The organism is Streptomyces sp. HD (assembly GCF_028369295.1).
Lineage (GTDB): Bacteria > Actinomycetota > Actinomycetes > Streptomycetales > Streptomycetaceae > Streptomyces.
The window spans coordinates 94,532-113,636 of record NZ_JAQMYP010000016.1; the positions used below are offsets into that span (position 1 = coordinate 94,532).

Below are 19,105 nucleotides of genomic sequence, written 5' to 3' on the forward strand. Positions count from 1 at the left end.
ACCACTCTGGATCGAGCAGGACCGAGTAGGACCCGGCAGCATCGAATCGGGGGCATGAATCGGGCGCTTTGGTAAAGCTGCAGGTGAGAAGCGTCACCTGGATAGGTTCGAGTCCCACCCGCCCCACTCGTACAGGTCGCTGACCCGCGCTCGCCGCGGCACTCGGTCCTCTTCTTCGCTTTCGCCTTCGCCGTGATCGCGGACCCGGTCTCCTCCGTCCCCTACGCGATCGAGGCCGCGCTGCGCGCGCGCCCCATTTCCGCCGGGACGGCTCGTGCACCGCAGTTCCGCGCGCCTCATCGTCACCGGTGGCCCGCCGGTCGTAGCTGCTCCGTCAATCACTGCCGCAGGAAGGGTTCGGTGAGCGGCTGCTGGGCCTGTTGCTGGACCGGGCCCACGAGATGCCACCGCAGCTCATCGCTCCTCTGGTCGCGGAGGAGGTCGCCAGGTTCGGCGGTCGCGAGGTGTCCATCCTGCCGCAGGACTACGGGCAGGAACTGCTGGCGCCGCTGCCGGGCAGGGGACTGCTGGTCGGTGGGCCCGAGCCGATCGCCGACTCCTCTGCCGGCAAGGCCTTCCTCACCGCGACCACCGTCGAGGTCGCGCAGGCGGACGGCGTACGGATGTATCTGCCCATGCTGGACGGCAGCGACCAGGTGGGGGTGATGGCCCTCACCCTCGACACCGTCGTCGACGACCGGCGCCCGCTGCGCAGGCTCGTTGGCCTGGTCGCCGACATGATCGTCACCAAGCGCAGAACCACGGTGCCGGGGAGTACGGGCTCACTGCCGGTATCGGCGAGAAGCCTGACGGGGATCACGAGAACTCACCCCACTGCCTTCCGGGTGTGTTGCCTGGGCCGGAGTCGCCCACGTCCCCCGTCACGATGGTCACGGCGGTCACCGACGCCGCTCGCCCCGGCCCGACCGCGTGCCTTCTGCGGAACCGACGGAACCGGTCCCCGGACAGCCGGCCCGGAGCGGCCGTAGCGGAAGGTGGCGATGCGCTCATCGTGCTGCGAGTTGAGCAACAGCCGCCTCTGCTGTTTCTTGCCGTACGGACTGCTCTCCCTGCCGGCTGACCACCGCCCCACCACGGCCCCGGTCGTCTGGCCTTCGGCGGCGTCCAGCGAGCAGAGCACCAGGTGGCCACCGTGCCCGAGCCGCTGTCCCTGAAGGGACGGCAGGCCCTCGACGAGTTCAACCGAGCCTTCTCCGGCCGCTCGGCCAGCGGATATGTGGCCCCTTTCACATCACTGCGGCCGCCACGAGGGACAGTGCCAGGACCTGGGACCCGTCGGGTTACCAGGGGGCGTACGGGGAAGATCCGGGGGCAGGGGACGGCGGCGTCGGAGAGCCTGCTGCCTCACGGCGGCGGGCCGGAGCCGGCGCGTGCGGACGCCGGCTATGTCGCCGTCTGCGGTGGCGGGGCGTACTCGGTGAGCAGGAGGGCGATGTCGTCCGCCCTGTCGGCGGAACGGCGGGCGTCCCGCAGCAGCGCGTCGGCCAGATCCTCCAGGCGGCCCCCGCCTATGCGGGCCAGTGACGCCCGGAGCCGGTCGACGTCGGAATCGATGTCCGAGTCACGCCTCTCGATCAGTCCGTCTGTGTACAGGGCCAGGACCGACCCGGGTACGAGGCGCAGCTCCGACTCCGGAAAGTGTGCCGCTGTGTCGATGCCGAGCAGAGGGCCGCCGGGCACATCCAGGATTTCGGCCTGCCCGTCGGGCAGGCGCAGCAAGGGCGGGGGGTGGCCGGCACGGACGATGCGCACGACCCCCGAGCGAGGATGGAGGCGGGCGTAGCAGCAGCTTGCGAGGAGCGCCGGGTCGAGGTCCATGTGGAGTCGGTTGGTGTTGGCGACGACGTCGCTCGGCCGGTGGCCGGCGGTGGCGAAAGCCCGCACCGCGCTGCGCAGCTGGCCCATGGCAGCCGCAGCGGCGACATTGTGCCCCTCGACGTCCCCGACGATCAGCGCGACCTCGTCGCCGGTGGGGATGACGTCGTACCAGTCGCCGCCGATGTCCATCCCTCTGGTGCCCGGAAGATAGCGCCCGGTGACATCGAGGCCCGGCAGTGTGGGCAGCCCGTGCGGCAGCAGCGCGTTCTGCAGGCCGCGGGCGAGGGCGAATTCGGCGTCGTAGAGCCTGGCGCGTTCCAGGGCCTGGGCGATGAGGCCGCCCAGCGCGGTGAGGACTCCGCGCTCCTCGTCGGGAAATCGGTGGACGTCGTCGAAGCCGAGCAGGCAGACGCCGACCGGGCGGTTCGAGGCGATCAAGGGCAGGAATGCCCAGGAGTTGGACTGACTGACCATGATCCCGGGGTAGGTCTCGAGAAGCTCCTCACGGGACTCGACGAACAGCGGGGCCCCGGAGGTCAGCGCGTCCGTCACGGGCAGCCGGGCATGCAGCGGGGTGCCTTCGAACCGGGTGAGAAAGCGCTTCGAGTAGCCGCGCTGATCGAGCAGGCGCAGGCGCCGCTCCTCCACCACGGCGATCGCCAGCTTCTGACCGCCGAAAGCGGGCAGGAGCTGCTCCGCGACGGCCTCGAACACCTCGTGCGCGGTGACCGCCTCGGTGAGCGCGCTGCCCAGCGTGAGCACCCGGTAGAGGGAACCCACGCGCGGGGCCGCGGGCGGAGGTGACCAGGAGGCGGGCGGCCCCCCTGCCGTGAGGGTGGTTGCACCGGGTCCGGTGTCGGCCGGTACGGGCTGTCGCGCCGGTGCCACCCACCCCGTCATGCCCTGAGCGCCCGGGTGGAGGGAGAAGACCAGCCAATTGTCCGGTGGGCGGCGGACCAGGAAGGAGACCGGTTGCTGGGAGACCAGGGCGGCCCGGTAGCGGTCCTCGTACACGGGATCGGCCAGCCAGGGCAGGACGTCCCAGGGGCGTCGGCCGAGCAGTTCATCCTGGCGGACCCGCAGCAGACTCTCCAGGCTGTGGTTGGCGTAGGCGAGGCGTCCGTCGGGCGAGAGCGCGAAGAAGCCGTCCGCGAGCCGCTCGATCGCCGCCACGGCGGCCATGCGGCTCCCGGAGTCGAGTACGGCGCCGACCAGATGGGCTGAAGCCTCCAGGTCGTCAGGGCTCTCGGGCACCCGGCCCCACAGCTCGACGGTGTGGTGGCCTCCGCGGCCGTCCCGGATGCGCAGGCAGTGTGCCAGTACGTGGCGTTCCTGGACCGCGGCACGGGCGGCGGACCGGAAGCCGGGCAGATCCGTGGGCTCGATCATGGCCGCCAGGGTGGCCGCCCGTCCGTCGAACTCGCGGGGCGGCATTCCGAAGATCGCGCACAGCTCGTCGTCGGCCGTGAGGGCTCCGGTCTTGAGATTCCAGTCGAACAGACCCACCCGGATCACCGGAGCGGATGGCAGCGGGACCACTACCGGAGCCGTTCGCTCGTCGTACTCACCGAGCGCGCCGCGGGCCCGCAGTCCGGCGAGGGTGGTGCCCAGCCGGTCGGCGGCGGAGCGCAGCTTCCGGCGCTGCGCCCTCGACAATCCTGTCCCGTCCGGCCTGGCCGTCCACACCACGGCGATGGTGCCGAAGGTCCGCTCGCCCGCCCGTACGGGGACCGACGCAGAGCCGAACGGGTAGGGCAGGGCGACCGAGAGCTGCGGGAAGCGCCGCATGGTCTCCTCCGCGCCGGCCAGATGGACCATGCGCCCGGAGCGGTATGCCTCCGCCACCGGCAGACCGCTGTTCACCGGGATCCGACGCCACCCGCTGAGCAGGGAGGGTGGCGACCCGCACGACGCGGCTACTACGAGCGAGCGGTGGTCGCCGGAGAGCAGAAACACGCTTCCGGTATGCGCTCCGGCCAGCTCCACGGCACCGACGATGGCACTGACCAGCGCGTCGTCGCGCTCGGGCGCCTCGCCGACACTTGCGGCGCCGAACGGGTACAAGTTCGATGCCACACCGTTGGCCGACACGTTGCCCTCGATCATCGATGGATAATTTGTTCCATTTTAGGGCGGTCCATGGCTCCCCGTGGACACGTGTCGGGCCGGGAAGGCCGTCCAGCATCCATGGACCGAGCGGCAAGTTCCTACGTTTCCGCTCGGCCGGCCAGAGCAGGGGCCCACCCGACCGGGATCGACCTGTCGCAGAAGCAGCTCGCCACGGCTCGCACGATGCGGGCGGATACTGAGGGCCCCGGCACCCGCCCGAAAGACCGCGAAATGTATCCGGTGGAGATTCCGCGCTCGGGTACCTTGACGGTTGTCTTAACGGAGTTTGGCGGACACGAACAAGGACAATCCTCGTCGGCAGGTGCGGCTGTCGTTCCTTGCGTGACGAGGGCGCCGACTGCAGGTCTGAAGCCCGGCCGAACCAAACGCGTCCGCTGTGTTGTCCGAGCAGCGGGCCTTGCCTCTGATCGGCCGTGGTTCGGATGGGGTGGGCGTAGCGGCGGACTCATCATCCGTCGGCCGTGGGTTCGAGTCCCATCCGCCCCACCATCGCTCACCCATGCAGAAAGGTTCTGACCTGCGGAAACGCGGTTTGGAGGGGTGTTTCGTGTTAGGCGGTTACCTGGAGTCGGTGTGGCGAACGGGCTTCTTCGTGAGTCTCGCCCGGCCACTGACCCCTTCTGACCTTGGCTTTAGGGGGGGGGATCGGTAGTTGACGGTCCCACGTGCCGTCCACTGAACACTGCCGCTCATGGACGTCTTCCAACTGCCGACACGCTCAGGCAGGTTGCGCCACGGTCTGCCGGTGTGGTCCTGGAGCAGGATCCCGTTGATCGCCGGGCGGTGGTCGTTCTCCTGGCGGCCACGATCCGATCCGCCGGACGGAACCTGGACGGATGCCGATGCGGTTGTTCGCTCGGAGCGCCCAGTACCTAGCAAGGTCTCTCTGACCTGCGGAAACGCGGCTGGAGAGGCTATGTGCGGCGTCCACCGCCGCTACGGTGAAGACAGGGCCTGCTGGAACCACTCGGAATGGGGTCGCCCCCCGAGCTACCAGGACGCCCTGCCTTCGTGCGCGTACGGCTGGAAGATCACCCGCTCAGGAACTCCGTTCGATCTGCGCGTTCCGAGATCGGTTGAGAGACGGCTTCTCACCCTGGTCTGTCAGTCGGCCTGATCTGGCCTGCGTCCAAGCGTGCGGCAGCTGCGGCGAGCTGGCCGGCACTGTCCTTGAGCAGGCCCCAGTTGTGGTCCTTGGCTGCTTGGATACACCGGGCAAGGTGGGTGTGCAGCGGGGACCACAGCGGGCCGAAGGACCAGAGATTCAAAGGCCGACGCAAGACCGTCAGCCACGTCGGCCAGGCCGCGCGCGCCGCAAGCCTGCGCCAGGTGCAACGATTCCAGGAATCCATCCGGGCCGCTGAGCAATGGCGGACAGTATGTGAGGGCTTCACTTCTGCGGCCCGGGCCCCGGTCGGCACAGTGCAGCGGGCGGCTGTCGAAGAGGGCCTTGGGGTCGCTGTACCAGACAGAGCGCTCTTGTATCCGCGGTATTCCTCGCCCGGCCACCACCCCAGCAGCCGCCGCGGCAACTCGTCGGCCAGGCGGGACCGAAGGAGATTCAGCCGGGTGCGTACGGTTCGGCAGGCGGCGCAGTCGCGCAGATGGGCGTAGACGTCGCCGTGCAACGGCAGATAGGCGGAGATCAGGACGTCCACTCCGCCGTGCAGCCGGCAGTCGACGTGGTCGGCCTGGTGCAGATGGGCGGCGGCCTGGGCTCGGCGCAGTACCGTCAGCGCGGACCGATACCGGTCGGGGAGCTGGGCACGTGGCAGCCCCGTCACGTCGGCCACGGCGGCCGGAGACTCGCGCTCGACCAGCGTGTGCCAGATGAGGCACCGGTCGACGGCGGGCAGCCGTTGGTAGGACTGCGAGAGTCCGTAGTCCTCGTCCATCGACCACAGCCCTCCCTCCGACACCCACCTGCGGAATCCGGGGGACATCTGGCGCGGATCGACCTCGACCGCTTCGCGGCGCACCGAGGCCAGCAGATTCACCCGCAGGCAGGTGCCGTGCAGGCCGGTCGCGGCGCGCGACCCTCTGGACACCTGATCGCGGAGCCGTGAGAAGGCGTACGCCGACAGGAGCTCTGCCAGCTCAGGCACGGCAACGCATGTGAGTGCGTACGCGTGGACGGCGGTGTGATGGCGGTGATGGATGGCTTCGAACCAGGGAATCCGGTCCCGGTCCACTGTTCGCAACAGGGCGTGGTCACCGGGCAGTTGGACGCTGGAAAAAGGACGGGGGGTGGCAGTGGGCATGGATGCTCTCCGAGGGAAACGGACACGGCCCGACCTGGTTCATGGTGTCCAACGAAGCGGTCTCACGGGGGTGGTTGCTCCAAGTGCGACAAGAACAGGGGGACTTGAACGCTTGGTCGGGCCTTCTCCGCCCGGCGGATGATCCGCCCGACCTTCGTCGCCGCTTCACTGCGTCCCGTCCGGCAGGCGAGCCTCCTGAGGCCCGCCGCGCATTCTGCAGTTCGGAGGAAGCATGGGACGCGCAAGAGGCGGAAGCAGGCGCAGGCCCTTCATCGGGAAGTGGAAACTGGCCGTGGCCGGTATGGCCGTGACCGTCGGGGCGGCCGCAGTGCTCGACTCGGCCTACGGGTCCGAGACGAGCTTCATCGTCGGTGGGCAGGAGGCATCCGAGGAGTACCCGTTCATGGGATCGCTGCAGTCCCCCTCGGGAGACCATCAATGCGGGGCGGCGCTCGTCGCACCCGCGGTCATGGTCACCGCCGCGCACTGCGTCCAGGGCGGGCAGGCGAGTGGGATGGCCGTGCGCATCGGCTCGAAGGACCGTACGAGTGGAGGTGTGGTCGGGCAGGTGGCCCGTGTCGTACCGGCTCCGGATCGTGCGGACTTCGCCCTGCTCGTCCTGTTCGAGAAGGTCGCCGGCGCGCCGGTCGAGGTGGCCGGCAGCAGCCCGCAGCCGCGGCAGGCGGTCCGGCTGATCGGCTGGGGGCAGGACTGCCCGCAGAAGGGCTGCTCCACAGCACCACCCAAGCAGTTGAAGGAACTGGACACCACGGTGCTGGCGGCGCAGGACTGCCCCGGGATCCAAGGGGGCGGGGAGTTGTGCTTCGCGGGCACCCCGACGGACACAGCCTGCTTCGGGGACTCCGGCGGTCCGGCACTGGTGAAGGACGGGGCAGGCTGGCGGCTCGTCGGTACCACCAGCCGGGCGGGCGACGACTCCCGTCCCTCATGCGGTGACAGCAATGTGATCTACACCGATGTGACTGCCTTCCGGGACTTGATCGCCGCTCACGCCGCCGACGTCGGCGGCGGACCGCCCCCGTCAGGAGCCGAATCGTCGCAGGGGCCCGGGGGGAAAACCGGCGGGACACCGGGCTTTCCCGGCCTGCCGGGTTTTCCGGGTCTTCCGGGTCTTCCGGGGTTGCCGGGGGGAGCAGGAGCAGCCGGGGGCACTGGGGGCCCGGGCGGTCACGGAGCTCCGAGCAGTCCGGGGTTTCCGGGATTGCCGGGGTTGCCAGGGTTGCCGGGTGGCCCCGATGGGCCGGGGTTTCCGGGGTTGCCAGGGTTGCCGGGTGGTCCGCCGGGGTTCCCGGGCGATCCGGGGTTGCCGGGTGGTTCGCCAGGGTTCCCGGTAGGGCCGTTCGGCTGACCCGGGCATGGTGAAGAGCTGCTCCGGCGGATGTTCGTCTCATCCGCCGGAGCAGCTCTTCGTGCGTTTGCGGAAACCTTCCGCGTCGGCGGGACGAGTACGGGCCCGAGCAGGACGATGCCCGTCACCGAGCGACTGTGCTCGGTGACGGGCATGGCGGGCTGCGTGTGCTCCACGGGGGTGGACGCGGGCATGGCCCGAGTCCCTTGGGCTGCCGCGGTGTCACGGGCGCCGAGCGGCGGTCGCATGCCGGTAGAGACGGGCGACGCGCTGCCGGACGGTGGCATCGAACTCGGGGGAGGGCTCCACGAACGTGTGACGGACTGACTCCTCGACGACAGCGTACGGGGGCTCGTACAGATCTCTGTCGTCGGTGTAGTCCCCGCCGGTGAGCGGTGCGTGCAGGTAGCTGTCGACCCAGGTCATGGGGGTCTCCTCAAGGGTTGGGAGTCGGAGGAACGGCCGGTGGAAGGACCTCCGGCCACACCCGCATCACACCGGCGACGGAAGTCCGACGCATCCACCTGAGGGCGGGTCGGCCCGGCCCGGAAGTCGGGCTTGGCATGAAGCAGGGGACGCCGGACGGGAGCCCTGCTGGTTTGTCAGATTTCGACAAGACACGGCTCAACGGGGTCAAGCGGCTGAGTGGCGTGCCGACACCGGGCGTACTCCACGCCACACACCCTTACTGGCCGTTGGAGAACACATGAGATTGAGTGCCGGGGGAGAGGCCAGGGGCGCGACCAGCGGCGGCAGCGTCGCCGTGACCTGTGAAAAGGACGGGCAGTCGGCGCATTGCGCTCGACGCCGGACGATCCGCCCCCGTGGCGAACGGCAGGGAGACGGCCTCTCCCGGCCGCACCCCCGGCAACGGCACCGTCGGCGCCAGCCGAGCCCGCGGCCGATCAAACGCGGGCGCTTCTACGACGTCGCACTCGCCGTCGGGTCAGCCGGCTTCAACCTGCTCAACCTGCTCGTCTTCCTGCCCATGGCGGCCGCCCCCGCATTTGACGTGCCCACCAAACGCCGGCTGACCGTGATTGTTGCGGTGGCGGTGCTCGGTTCTCTGAGCCAAGCGGTGCGCAGGTCGAGACCGCTCGTGCCCGCCGCGCTGGCGGTGGCGGACACGGCGCTGCAGGGAACCAGCATCCTCCTCCCCGCCAGCGTCTACACCCTCGTCATGCACAGTCGGCGCCGCTGGGCCGCGGTCGTCGTGGCCGCCGGGCTGGTGCTGCCCTGGCTCCCGTTGTCGCCCGTCTTCGGTAGGTTCCCCGCCGATGCGCCGTGGGTCGCGGTGCTCGTGGACGGGACAATACGCTCCCTGGTCTCGGTGGGCGTTCCCCTCCTGGTCGCCTGGGCGGTGCGCGGCCATCGGCTGCACATCAGCGTGTTGTACGACCAGGCGCAGCGGCTCAAACGCGAGCAGGAGCTGCTGGCGTACAACGCGGCCCTGCAAGAGCGGGTCCGGCTGGCCCGGGACCTGCACGACGTGGTGGCCCACTACATCGGCCTCATCGTGATCCAGGCAGGGGCGCTGGAAGTCGGCGCACAGGCCGCCGGAGAGCGGACCGGCGCCCTGATCGGCGGCTTGGGGCGCCGGGCCATGACAGAGCTTCGGGACCTGGTCGACGTACTGCGTGATCCGGCCGCCGACAGCCGCAATTGCGCCGGCGAGCGGTGGTTGAGGGACGTTGCGGAGCTGGTGGAACGCGTCCGCCAGGCAGGGGTCGACGTTTCCTGGCGGACGACCGGAGAACTGCCGGACACGGGGGCTGCCGCCTACAAGACGCTTTACCGAGCCGCCCAGGAGGGCCTTTCCAACGCGATGCGGCACGCTTCCGGCTCCTGGATCCGACTGGAGGCGACAGGTGACCGGAACAGGCTGGAGCTGACCGTGCGCAACGGACCAGCGGCCGTGCCCACTGCGGCGGCCCGGCTGCCCAGCGGCGGGCGCGGCCTTGCCGGAGCGCTGGAGCGCGTCAACGAGCTCGGTGGCCACCTGAGCTGGGCGCGCACCCCCGACGGGGGCTTTTGGATGCACGTGAGCATCCCGGCGCATGCCGAACGCCAGGCGGCCTGACCCTACGACAAAGCAGACCGGTACGAATGACCGTACGGAAGAGGGGAAGAGGCCATGATCCGAGTGCTTCTCGTAGACGACGAGACGCTGGTCCGCCAGGGGATCCGCCTGGTGCTCGAGTCCGTCGACGACATCACGGTGGTGGGCGAGGCCGCCGACGGCTCCGACATCGGCCATCTCGTGCGGCTGCACCGACCCGACATCGCCGTCATCGACGTCAACATGCCCCGCGTCGACGGGCTCACCGCCATCCGCGGGATGGCCCAAATGCCGGGCCGGCCACGCGTCGTGATGCTGACCGCACACGCCCTGGACGACCACCTGTACGCCGCACTGAGCGCCGGCGCCGACGGTTTCATCCTCAAGGACGTCGCCCCACAGGAACTCATCGCCGCCATCCGCACCGTCGTGGCCGGAGACGCGCTGATCTCGCCCGCGATGACCCGCGGCCTCATCGAGCGCTACACCCACTCCACCAGCGCACGCGGCGGTCAGGCCCGGGAGCGGATCCGGTTTCTGACCCCCGGCCAGCGGTATCTCCTCGCGCTGATCGCACATGGCATGTCCAACGCCCGGATCGGCCAGAGCCTCGGCATGACCGAGTCCCGTGTCAAAGCCGAGGTGAGCCACCTGCTGAAGGTGCTGGATCTGAGCAACCGGGTACAGGCGGCCACACTGGCCTGCACCGCGGGCCTGCTCGACCAACCGCTCGGGCCGCCGCCACACGCAGCGTGACGGGCGCAAGCGGCGCAGCGCAGGAGCGCACGGCTGCGGCGTCTGCCGTTGCCGTGCGCTCCTGGCCCAAGGGCGTTCTGGTCCCGCCGATCCGCTAGTCGGTGGGCCGGCCGGACGCAAACGAGTCGATCTCGTCACCTTCCTCGGGTGTCGCGGCGAAGTTCATCCAGCCGCCTACGCGGAGCCCGGCCCAGAAGACCGTGGCCGCGTAGGGGTGCCCCGAGGCGTTGAAGTCATCCCACAGCTGGTCGTCGGCATCGCGGCGCAGCGTGGACGGGTCCTGCTGGGTCCGGGCTGCGATGTTGGGGCCCACCGTGTACGCGAAGTCGTGCCGGATGCAGGCGTCGACGATCTCCTGTGGGAGGTTCATGACCTGGCTGATCCCCGTGCAGCCGTTGGAGTAGAAGCTGTTCCTGAGACGCTGGTCCTGCGTGCTGGACGACGGCGCGCTCAGCGCGGCCTTCCGGATCTGCAGAAACTCGGACAGGGGCGCCTTCTTGAGCCTGTCGAAGAGCGCCCGGGAGAACACCGCCCCAGGATTACCGGCATCCGGGGCCACAGCGCCGTGGTTGTCGAGCCGCGGTGCCTCGTTGCCCCACAGCGCCCGCCCGCCGCGCTGCTCCTGCTGCATGGCCCACTTCAGAGACGCGTCGCGGTTCGCCCACAGCACTTCGAGGTCCGCGGTGCTCAGCGTCCTGACCCGCTCGGGGTCCCCCGCCAGCTCCTGCTGCACCTGCACGAGCCGGCTCGCAACCGCCGACGCCTCCGCCCCGCCGCCGATGCTGCTGTCCGCGCAGTCCTCGGCCACTCCCTCCGGGGAATCGGCCGGGGAACTCTCGGTGTTTGCTGCGGACTTGTCTCCCTCGGCCTGGTAGCTGTGACCAGAGCCCTCAGAACTCGGCGCGGTGTGCTCCGGGTCCGGGGCGGCCGGGGCCGGGGCCGGCAAGGTCGTGGGGGCCTCGGTTTCCGGCGTGACCGTCGCCCCGCCGGCCGGTGTGGTGTGCGGCCCCGCCGAGCATTCGACGGACACCGCACCGCCCGGGCCTCCCGAGGCCTCGGCGCTGCTTCCGGCGCCGGGCTCGTTGGCGAAGGCGCCGGGCAGCGCCAGTGCCCCTGCCGCGACCACGGCCACCGCCGAGGCCGCAATCCACTTCTTCCTGTTGACGGGTCGATACGCTCGTTGACTCACTGTTTCCTCCTGCGCGTACGGTGCCCCGCCGGGCGGGGCTCGCTTTCCTGACGCAGGGAGCAAAGCGCCGACGAACGGTTCGGCTCTTCGGCCTTGAAGGGGATTCCGGTCGTGACGAAAGTGTCTTCGGGCAGTTACTGCGGCGGCTGCCGGAAACGGCGGTTGCGCAGGGCCAGTTCCAGTGCGAGGCAGATGTCCGGTTCGGACAGCGACTGCCCGAACAGGGCATGCAGGCGGCGCATGCGGTAGCGCACCGTCTGCGGGTGAACGTTCAGTGCCCGGGCGACCTCCGGCGCAGCACGCCATTGAAGCCATGCCAACAGCGTGGCCTCCAACTGCTCCCTGCGCAGCGGAGTGCACCGGTTCAGCGGCTCCAGCATGGCCGCGCCGAGTGAGTCCGCCACCTGCCGGTTGTTCGCCAGGATCCAGCCGGCCGGATGGTCCACGGCGCGGTGGACGCCGCGCGCATTCCGTCCCAGCTCCGTCAGCACATACTCCGCCCAGCGCAACGACGTTCCGGCGAGCGCGAGGGGGACGCTCGGGCCGACGACGGCCGAGGAGCCGCAGAAGGCAGCGCCGAGAGCGGTGGCCGCGTTCCGGCCGGGGCCGGAGCCGGATTCGGCGACGAGCACACGCACCCGGTTCGCGGACACCTGCCATAGCACGCGACAGCCGTCCGGGACATGGACGCTCGTACGGGTGTCTCGGGAAACGACCGCCTGCACGGACTGGGGCAGCGGCCAGCAGGCGGCCGCCGCCAGTTGTTCCAGATCGCGACTCTGCAACCTCTGTTCACCGGTGAGAGCCGCGAACAGTCGCTGCCGGGCGGCGTACAGCCCACCACCGGAGGGCGGTTCGGGCGGATGAGGGGAGGCGTTCTCGGGGCCCTTCGACGGGCGGGTGACGCGGGGCGTGGACTCAGGGTGGGGGAACAGTGGGGGCTCCCTGGTGAGGATGATCTTGGGGTCGTCCCATTACCCCAGGCCTCCGGACGCCACCGCCAGAGGTGACGGCGCGCCCCGTGTTGAACGTGTTGAACGATGAACTTCTGGGTGTGTCTCAACGTGCGTAGAGAACCGCCGTCAATGGCCGTAGGGGCGCGTCGACACCGGGCCCTGTCGCAGCAGGTCCTGCGCCTGCTGCAGCAGGTCGGCGGCCGGCCTGGCCCGGCCGAAGGAGCCGACCATGCCCAGCAACTCGCCCAGAACGCCTGCCATGTCGGCGCTGCGGAGCCGGGAGAAGTCGGGGAGGAGCTGCTGGAGCGTGGCACATGCTTCGTCCAGGAGCCCCAGCCGGAGCTGGGCATAGGCCGTGTTGGCCATGACGGTGACGCGGAAGCGGCGGTTCCCCTGCGGGATGTTCCGCAGCGATGTGCGCAGCACCGACACTACGTCGCCGGGCCGGTTCTGGAAGACAAGGACCCCAGACCGCTGCCAGTGATGCCTGGCCAGCAGTTCCTCAGTGGTGGCGGATGAACCGCCGCAGCGGGACAGGCTCTGCTCGGCGGTGTCCAGGCACCGCTGGGCGGCCCGCATGTCGCCGACGGCCGCGTACGCTATCGCGAACTCGCCCTGGGCGAAGACGACCGCGTCCGGAGCGCACTCGGTGAGCAGAACCTGGGCCGCGTCGGCCAGGTGGGCCGCCTTGCCGTACTGGCCCAGAAGCCGCGCCACCGTGGCCGACCTGGCGAGTGCCGTGACATACATCGTCCGGTCGTCCGCGCCCCGGGCCAGCTGCGCCGCGATGCCCAGATAGCGCTTGGTGAAACCGTATTGGCCGTCCTCGAAGTACATCAGGGACAGCCACAGCGTCAGTTCGGCGGCCCTGGACATGAGGGCCTTACGAACTCCGTCGGCCATCGGGGAGCGCAGCCAGACGGCCACGTCGTCCGCGAGGCAGGCGGCGAGCGCGCTGGTGCCGTGGCCGCCGCCGAACGTATCCCAGACCGCGTTGTAGTACCGGCCCATGGCTTCCAGGCCGTCGACCTCACTCATCCCGATCCGCCAGTGCGGACCTCCGGTCGACGGCCGTTGCACCGGACCACACAGACCGGTGCCGCCCGAACTGTCGTCGTCCGCCCAGTCCGGCGACGGCCAGTCGTCGGCCAAGAGGCTCCGGCGCATCGACTCCCTGAGCACGGGGTCGAGATAAGCCTCTCTGAGTTCTCCGAGCCTCACCAGCGGATCGGGGGATCCCGGCAATGCGGCTCCGGGTATGCCCGGGGGCGCCAGTCCGGTGTCCGTGACGGGGACGGTTCGGCCGAGCTTGCGCGAGAGCGCCTCTGCGGCCAACTCGGGGACGGGCGGCCGGGGACGGACGCCCCGGACCCACTGGGCAACGGCTGTCCGGTCGTAGCGCAGCCGGAGCCCAGACGAAGCGCCGAGGGTGTTGACGGCGCGGGCCAGTGCCTCGTACGTCCAGTCCGACTCGCGGATCAGCTCGCGCAGCCGGTCGTTCGGGGTGCGGTGATCGGTTCTGCTCATGGCCTGTTCTCTGGGGGTGCGAACGGCATCGGAAGCGGAGGCACGAGCGACCGCAGCGCGGGACTGGGTGCCGCCGTGGCAGCCCCGGATCCCCACGGTCATGGATCCCTGCAGATTCCGACCTCGGCGGCAACGTGGTCTGCCGTCCCCTCTGACGGGCTTGTGAGCAGTGACGTTCCATGAATTCTGCGGTGATGTGATGTTGGAACAGTGATCAGTGAGTGACGGGGCGCGGGTCCTGGGCCTGGCCGAGGTCGTCGACCACTTCAAGCTGAACAGTGAGGAGACCGGCTGGCCGGGCAACAAGACCGGAGCCACCCGGCTCGGCTTCGCCGCGCTGTCGCTGAACAAGGAGGGCAGCGTCTGCCGGCTGCCTGTTGCCGCCGGCGCCACTCAACTTCGGTATGCATGAGCCTGGCATGGCCCCTTGAGGGTTTGCGTGGCCGGTCAGGCGATCAATTCCCACCACCATGCGATTTCTGGCAGTGCCGATGGCACCAAATGATGTGGCTGCGGGGCAGCAACGACCCGAAACGCCACGGGGTCACCGTTCACGTCATATCGAGGCGACCGGAGCCCCCAGTCCAGGTTTCCTCGCACCAGGTGCTCAAGCTGTACCAGGTATCGCGTCAGCTCAACGCTCGCACCCGCTCGTGCCTGTCGGATCAGCTGCATGAAGAGTGCCATCACCATGTTCCGCAGCTCGAACGCTTTCCTCGCGGCGTACCCGGCTGGGTGCCCCTCCTGCATCAGAGCCGACACGACGTTCATCTCCAGCGTCCCCTCCAGGGCCTCCTTTTTGTAGGAGTACAGATCGCTGTCCACGGTCACCAGCAGATACGCCGCTTCCGTCACCGCCCGTACCAGCGGCGACTCCAGCTCGGCGTTCGGCAGCACTGTCCCTTCCGCGATCTGGATCACCACCACGCAGTACCGGATGGCCCGGTCCATGTAGCCGAGATTCAGATAGTCCCGGAAGCCCAGCACCTTGCCCATCTGCCGGTGCGCCACCACCGACAGCGCACCCACGTACCATTCGACCATCGAGTCGATCCATCTCCGCACCGTGTCCGGCCGGCACTTGGCTCTGATCTCCGCGGCACACGCACGCTGCGCGGCGACCGCACGATCGAGCCCGGGGAAGCCGCTCGGCAGCGGCTCCGCCTCGGGCGACGCCAAGGAACGGACCAGCCGACCGACCAGCAAGGACACGTGGTCAGGACTCCGGCAGATTGGCCCGCTGTCGAAAAGCAGGTCATCCAGTGCGAAGGTCACGTACGCGTGGCGCGTCGCCAGGTCGAGCATTTCCCGATCCCCATCAGGAGCCCAGCGGCACACCATCTGGCCGTAGTCACTGTTGTCCTGTCGCGTGCCTGTGCAGATCCCCATCGCCCTTGCCCAGCGCCGCGCTGCTTCGTCAACCTGCGCCGCCTTCGGATGAACTGCAGGTTCGATCGGGCAGTAGAAGCAAAAGTCATCGAACTCAGCAAATGCCATGATTCCCCCGGAACCTGTGCGGGCCGTTCAGGAAGGCCCTGGGTGGACGATTCCCTTTCGCGGAGGCGCGGAAGCTTGCCGAGGCTGCGCGTGCCGCCGTGGGATGGCGTTGGTCGTACGGTTGCCGCATGGGGCAGGGACGGGGTGCTCCGCCTGCGGCTGGCCGCAGGGACGCCGGGGCGAGGCGGACTGTCCGGGGTGCAGACGGATTCGCAGCGTTGGGGCCCGTGTTGGCTGGGGTTTGGATTCTGAACCGCCAGTCGACTGGGTTGAATGACACAACGACTGGCTTCAGTGTCAAAGGACACCTGCTGCGAACGGGCTGGTTGTGTAGAGCGGGGCAGGTATGGCTCTGTTCACGAGAACCGACAGCAGATGTTCACCACTTCGGGAGGCACCTGGGTGAGCCCCGGAATCGAACTGCTTGAGCCTCGTGACACAGGCGTCACAACACGTCAGGTGCGCTCTCTTGGGCGGGATCCTTGGATGCCGGGTGATCCGGACCGCCGGCCGGGTCGGCGGCACGCAGCGCCGCTTCGACTCGGCGGTTGTTGGTCATGGATGCTGTGACGGCCGTCATCGTCAGGAGGAGGACGGCGGCGGCGTAGAGCGGGGTGCGGATGTCGTAGGTGGTGGCCAGCCAGCCGCCGAGGAAGGCCCCGATGGGGGCGGCGCACATGGCCAGCATGCGGGAGGTGGAGGCGACCCGACCCATGAGGTGGGCCGGGACGATCGCCTGCCGCAGGGAGGGCCCGAGCACCATCGTGGCGCCCATGCCGGCTCCGCAGACGGCGAGCGCCAGTCCGGCCACGTACGGGTTCGGGGCAGCGGCCAGGCCCAGGATGGCAAGCCCTTCGACGACGGCTGTGCAGGTCAGTGCGGTGCCGGTGCCGAGTCGTCGGCCAAGGTAGGAGGCGATGCCTGCACCGAGCAAGCCGCCGGTGGCCTCCGCCGTGAGGAGCAGGCCGAAGCCGTAGGTGTCGATGCCGAGGCGGTCGTGCGCGAAAAGAGCCAGGACGGTCTCAACAGCGAGGAAGGCGACGTTCCCGACTGCCGGGCGGAGCGCGAGCCCGAGCAGCAACCGGTCCCGGAAGACGTACGACGCCCCGGCCCGCGCCTGCCGAAGCAGCGACTCGCGGACCTCCGGCACGGGCCGGGGCATGGCGGGAAGCGACCGTACGAGCAGTGCGGAGAGCATGAACGACACCGCGTCGGCGAGCAGCGGAACGGCCCGCCCGAGCGCGAGCAGCGCACTGCCCGCAGGCGGCCCCGCGAAGCCCGACATGGCGGTCTGGGCTCCGCGCAAGCGAGAGTTGGCTCGCTCCAGGAGTGCGGGGTCGCGGCCGAGCAGATCCGGCAGATAGGCCGTGGCGGCCGTGTCGAAGAAGAGTCCACCGAGGCCGAGCAGGAAGGCGACGGCCGCGACCAGCGGAATGCTCAGCACGTCGAGCGCGGCTGCCGCCGCCGGTATCGCGAGCAACACCGCACGCGCCGCGTCCATGACCCACATCGTGCGCCGGCGGTCCCAGCGGTCCACCAGTGCACCGCCGAGCACCCCGAACAGCAGCCACGGCAGCGTCCCGGCGGCCGTGACGACGGCGAGCGCCATCGGCTCCCGCGTCAACGTCAACGCGAGCAGCGGCAGGGCGGCATGCGACACCCCGTCACCGAGCGAGGACACCGTCTGCGCAGTCCACAGCCGTCCGAACCCCGTCGGCAACTTCCGAACACCTGAGGTCACTTGGCGCCCCCCTTGGCCTGCTCGCGCGGTGCCGGGTGGAACAGTGCGAAGACGAGTGACGCGTCCGGCAGCGACGGATCGGACAGCTCCCGGTACTCGTCCGCCAGTGCCTGCAGCCGCGCCCCCAGCTCCGCGAACTGCTCGTCGGTGAGCCGCAGATGCGCCATCCGTACGTGCCGCTCGCCATCCACCGGCGACGCCTCCAAGTCCGCCACCGCATGCCGCATCAGCACATCCGGCCCTCCCTCGCCCGGATCCGGCAGCACGATCGCCCGCGCGGCCATCGCGTAGTACCGCTCGGTGACACCCCGCACCTTCCGCGTCCGTACCACCTTCACCAAGCCGGCCCGCTCCAGCAGCCGCACGTGATAGCTGGAACTCCCCTTCGCAAGGCCCACCCGCTCGGCGATCTGCGTAATCGTCGCCGGCGCGAAGCGAAGCACGGCCATGATCCGGTGACGCGTGAGATTGGAGACGGCGCGCAGCTGCTCGTCCGTGGTGACGTGAAACGTCTCGGGAAGATCGTCAGTAGGCATGCGAGCAATGGTCAATGATTCTTGACCATTGAGCAAGGGGATTTCGCGCGGACCTCCAGAATCTGCAGCCCGGCGCGCGAGACCTTCTGCCAAAGCCCCTCATGCGCTGCCGATCCGGGCAGCTGTGGCAGATCAGACCAAGACCAATCTCAGCGGCACTTTCCGTACCTCAACATGCCTCGGCAAAAATCGAACGACCGCTGGCCGTCGTGCCTCCCTAAGTGGTGAGGCGACGTCGCGCTTCTCATCGGTAGGGGAGGAGTCGGGGAGACGAAGATCGTGACGGCCCTGTGCGAAGCGCTGCGCGAGGCAGAGCCCGCCGTCGAAGTACGGGTGCTCGGCCCCGACTTCGCCATCGGCCCGGGCTCGTTCAGGGAACTGCCGAGCACGGCAGTCTGCTGATGATCGTCGACGACGCACACGACAACACCCTCCCCCTGGAAAGGATTGTCTCCGCGGTCCGGAGTGCCAACGGCTCCGCCAACGTGCTGCTCTCCCTACGGCCCTACGACGTGGCCCACGACCGCCGCGCACTGGCCCAGGCTGGCCTGCACGCGAACGAGGCCACCATGGTTGAGATCGGGGACCTGGAGTTCGACGACGTCCTCTCCCCGGCCAGCGAGATCCTGGACGAAGCGGCACGACTCCATGCACCGAGTCTCGCCACCGCGGCACGGGATTGCCCGCCGTTGATCGTCACCGGCGCGGCACTAATCAACAGCGGCGCCCTGGATCCCCGGAGATTCGAGGGCGACGAGCAACTCCGCCTGGAACTCACGGACCGGATCGCCGAAGCGCTGACCGCCGATCCGGCATCCGGTCAGGTACCCCAGGACCTGCTTTCCGCCCCCGCCGCGTTCCAGTCTGTGCGGCTCGCGGAACCGGAGGTCCGCACGTCGCTGGAAGCCCTGACCGGCTTGCCGTTCGACGTCTGCGCCCAGCACTTGGCGACCTTGAAGGGCGCCGGGGTGGTCCTGAGCCATAGCACCACCGTGCGTCTGGTGCCGGACCTGCTGGGGGACGCCCTGCTCGTCAAGGCGGCACGTCACAACAGCACAGGTCTGCCCACGGGCTACCTTGCCAGAGCCATGGAAGCCGGCCAGGGAGGTGGTCCGCTGGCGCACGTCGGGGCTTGGGCCGAGGCGGATAGTGGATGGCGGCGAATGGTGTTGGGGGCAATCGCTTGCTGCAGAACGTAACCGCGGACCGTGGCGAACGCCTAACGGCCCCCGATGGAGCAGGATC

At 69.4% G+C, this 19,105-nt stretch carries 15 protein-coding genes and 2 pseudogenes; 7 read left to right on the forward strand and 10 right to left on the reverse strand.

The genetic code is table 11. From position 1 onward, the window contains the following. Positions 1–326: 326 nt before the first annotated feature. Positions 327–764: pseudogene (locus POF73_RS17660) on the forward strand (serine/threonine-protein phosphatase); the annotation flags it as partial. 640 nt (positions 765–1,404) lie between these two features. On the opposite strand, the gene POF73_RS17670 reads toward POF73_RS17660, so the two are convergent. The 3 genes and pseudogenes from POF73_RS17670 to POF73_RS17680 all read right to left on the reverse strand — a co-directional run bounded on the left by POF73_RS17670 (position 1,405) and on the right by POF73_RS17680 (position 6,074). Then, a complete protein-coding gene (locus POF73_RS17670; protein WP_272116290.1) occupies positions 1,405–3,945 on the reverse strand; it encodes a SpoIIE family protein phosphatase in 2,541 nt (846 codons plus the stop codon). 673 nt (positions 3,946–4,618) lie between these two features. Beyond that, positions 4,619–4,848: pseudogene (locus POF73_RS17675) on the reverse strand (transposase); the annotation flags it as partial. Between the two features lie 212 nt (positions 4,849–5,060). Next, on the reverse strand, positions 5,061–6,074 hold the full coding sequence (locus POF73_RS17680) for a hypothetical protein (protein ID WP_272116292.1): 1,014 nt from the start codon (positions 6,072–6,074) through the stop codon (positions 5,061–5,063). Between the two features lie 388 nt (positions 6,075–6,462). Between POF73_RS17680 and POF73_RS17685 the strand changes: the two genes are divergently transcribed. Continuing rightward, positions 6,463–7,599, forward strand: a complete 1,137-nt coding sequence (locus tag POF73_RS17685; RefSeq protein ID WP_272116294.1) for a S1 family peptidase — start codon at positions 6,463–6,465, stop codon at positions 7,597–7,599. 222 nt (positions 7,600–7,821) lie between these two features. On the opposite strand, the gene POF73_RS17690 is transcribed toward POF73_RS17685, so the two are convergent. Beyond that, positions 7,822–8,025 (reverse strand): hypothetical protein, encoded by a 204-nt coding sequence (locus tag POF73_RS17690; RefSeq protein ID WP_272116296.1) that lies wholly within the window; start codon positions 8,023–8,025, stop codon positions 7,822–7,824. A 280-nt stretch (positions 8,026–8,305) separates the two neighbouring features. Here POF73_RS17690 and POF73_RS17695 point away from each other — a divergent pair, with 280 nt between their 5' ends. After that, positions 8,306–9,679 carry a sensor histidine kinase gene (locus POF73_RS17695; RefSeq protein ID WP_272116298.1) on the forward strand — a complete coding sequence of 458 codons (1,374 nt, stop codon included), beginning with the start codon at positions 8,306–8,308 and terminating at the stop codon, positions 9,677–9,679. Between the two features lie 54 nt (positions 9,680–9,733). Then, positions 9,734–10,414: a response regulator gene (locus POF73_RS17700; RefSeq protein ID WP_272116300.1), complete on the forward strand. Its 681-nt coding sequence runs from the start codon at positions 9,734–9,736 to the stop codon at positions 10,412–10,414. A gap of 94 nt (positions 10,415–10,508) precedes the next feature. Here the strand turns inward: POF73_RS17700 and POF73_RS17705 are convergent, their stop codons facing one another. The 3 genes from POF73_RS17705 to POF73_RS17715 all read right to left on the reverse strand — a co-directional run bounded on the left by POF73_RS17705 (position 10,509) and on the right by POF73_RS17715 (position 14,086). Continuing rightward, positions 10,509–11,603 carry a hypothetical protein gene (locus tag POF73_RS17705; RefSeq protein ID WP_272116303.1) on the reverse strand — a complete coding sequence of 365 codons (1,095 nt, stop codon included), beginning with the start codon at positions 11,601–11,603 and terminating at the stop codon, positions 10,509–10,511. 134 nt (positions 11,604–11,737) lie between these two features. Beyond that, positions 11,738–12,388, reverse strand: a complete 651-nt coding sequence (locus tag POF73_RS17710) for a helix-turn-helix domain-containing protein (protein WP_272116305.1) — start codon at positions 12,386–12,388, stop codon at positions 11,738–11,740. A 297-nt stretch (positions 12,389–12,685) separates the two neighbouring features. Next, positions 12,686–14,086, reverse strand: a complete 1,401-nt coding sequence (locus tag POF73_RS17715; RefSeq protein ID WP_272116307.1) for a hypothetical protein — start codon at positions 14,084–14,086, stop codon at positions 12,686–12,688. 217 nt (positions 14,087–14,303) lie between these two features. On the opposite strand from POF73_RS17715, the gene POF73_RS17720 reads away from it, so the two are divergent. Beyond that, a complete protein-coding gene (locus tag POF73_RS17720) occupies positions 14,304–14,498 on the forward strand; it encodes a hypothetical protein (RefSeq protein WP_272116309.1) in 195 nt (64 codons plus the stop codon). A gap of 35 nt (positions 14,499–14,533) precedes the next feature. Here the strand turns inward: POF73_RS17720 and POF73_RS17725 are convergent, their stop codons facing one another. The 3 genes from POF73_RS17725 to POF73_RS17735 form a co-directional block, all read right to left on the reverse strand. Beyond that, on the reverse strand, positions 14,534–15,583 hold the full coding sequence (locus POF73_RS17725; protein ID WP_272116311.1) for a terpene synthase family protein: 1,050 nt from the start codon (positions 15,581–15,583) through the stop codon (positions 14,534–14,536). 445 nt (positions 15,584–16,028) lie between these two features. Continuing rightward, positions 16,029–17,303, reverse strand: a complete 1,275-nt coding sequence (locus POF73_RS17730) for an MFS transporter (RefSeq protein WP_272116313.1) — start codon at positions 17,301–17,303, stop codon at positions 16,029–16,031. Between the two features lie 17 nt (positions 17,304–17,320). After that, positions 17,321–17,860 carry an ArsR/SmtB family transcription factor gene (locus tag POF73_RS17735; RefSeq protein WP_272116315.1) on the reverse strand — a complete coding sequence of 180 codons (540 nt, stop codon included), beginning with the start codon at positions 17,858–17,860 and terminating at the stop codon, positions 17,321–17,323. Positions 17,861–18,139: 279 nt separating this feature from the next. Here POF73_RS17735 and POF73_RS17740 point away from each other — a divergent pair, with 279 nt between their 5' ends. Together POF73_RS17740 and POF73_RS17745 are read left to right on the forward strand one after the other, a co-directional pair. Continuing rightward, positions 18,140–18,262, forward strand: coding sequence for a hypothetical protein (locus POF73_RS17740; RefSeq protein ID WP_272116317.1), 123 nt, complete (start codon positions 18,140–18,142; stop codon positions 18,260–18,262). Then, positions 18,262–19,059 carry a hypothetical protein gene (locus POF73_RS17745; protein ID WP_272116319.1) on the forward strand — a complete coding sequence of 266 codons (798 nt, stop codon included), beginning with the start codon at positions 18,262–18,264 and terminating at the stop codon, positions 19,057–19,059. Before POF73_RS17740 ends, POF73_RS17745 begins: the two co-directional genes overlap by 1 nt. Positions 19,060–19,105 lie beyond the last annotated feature (46 nt).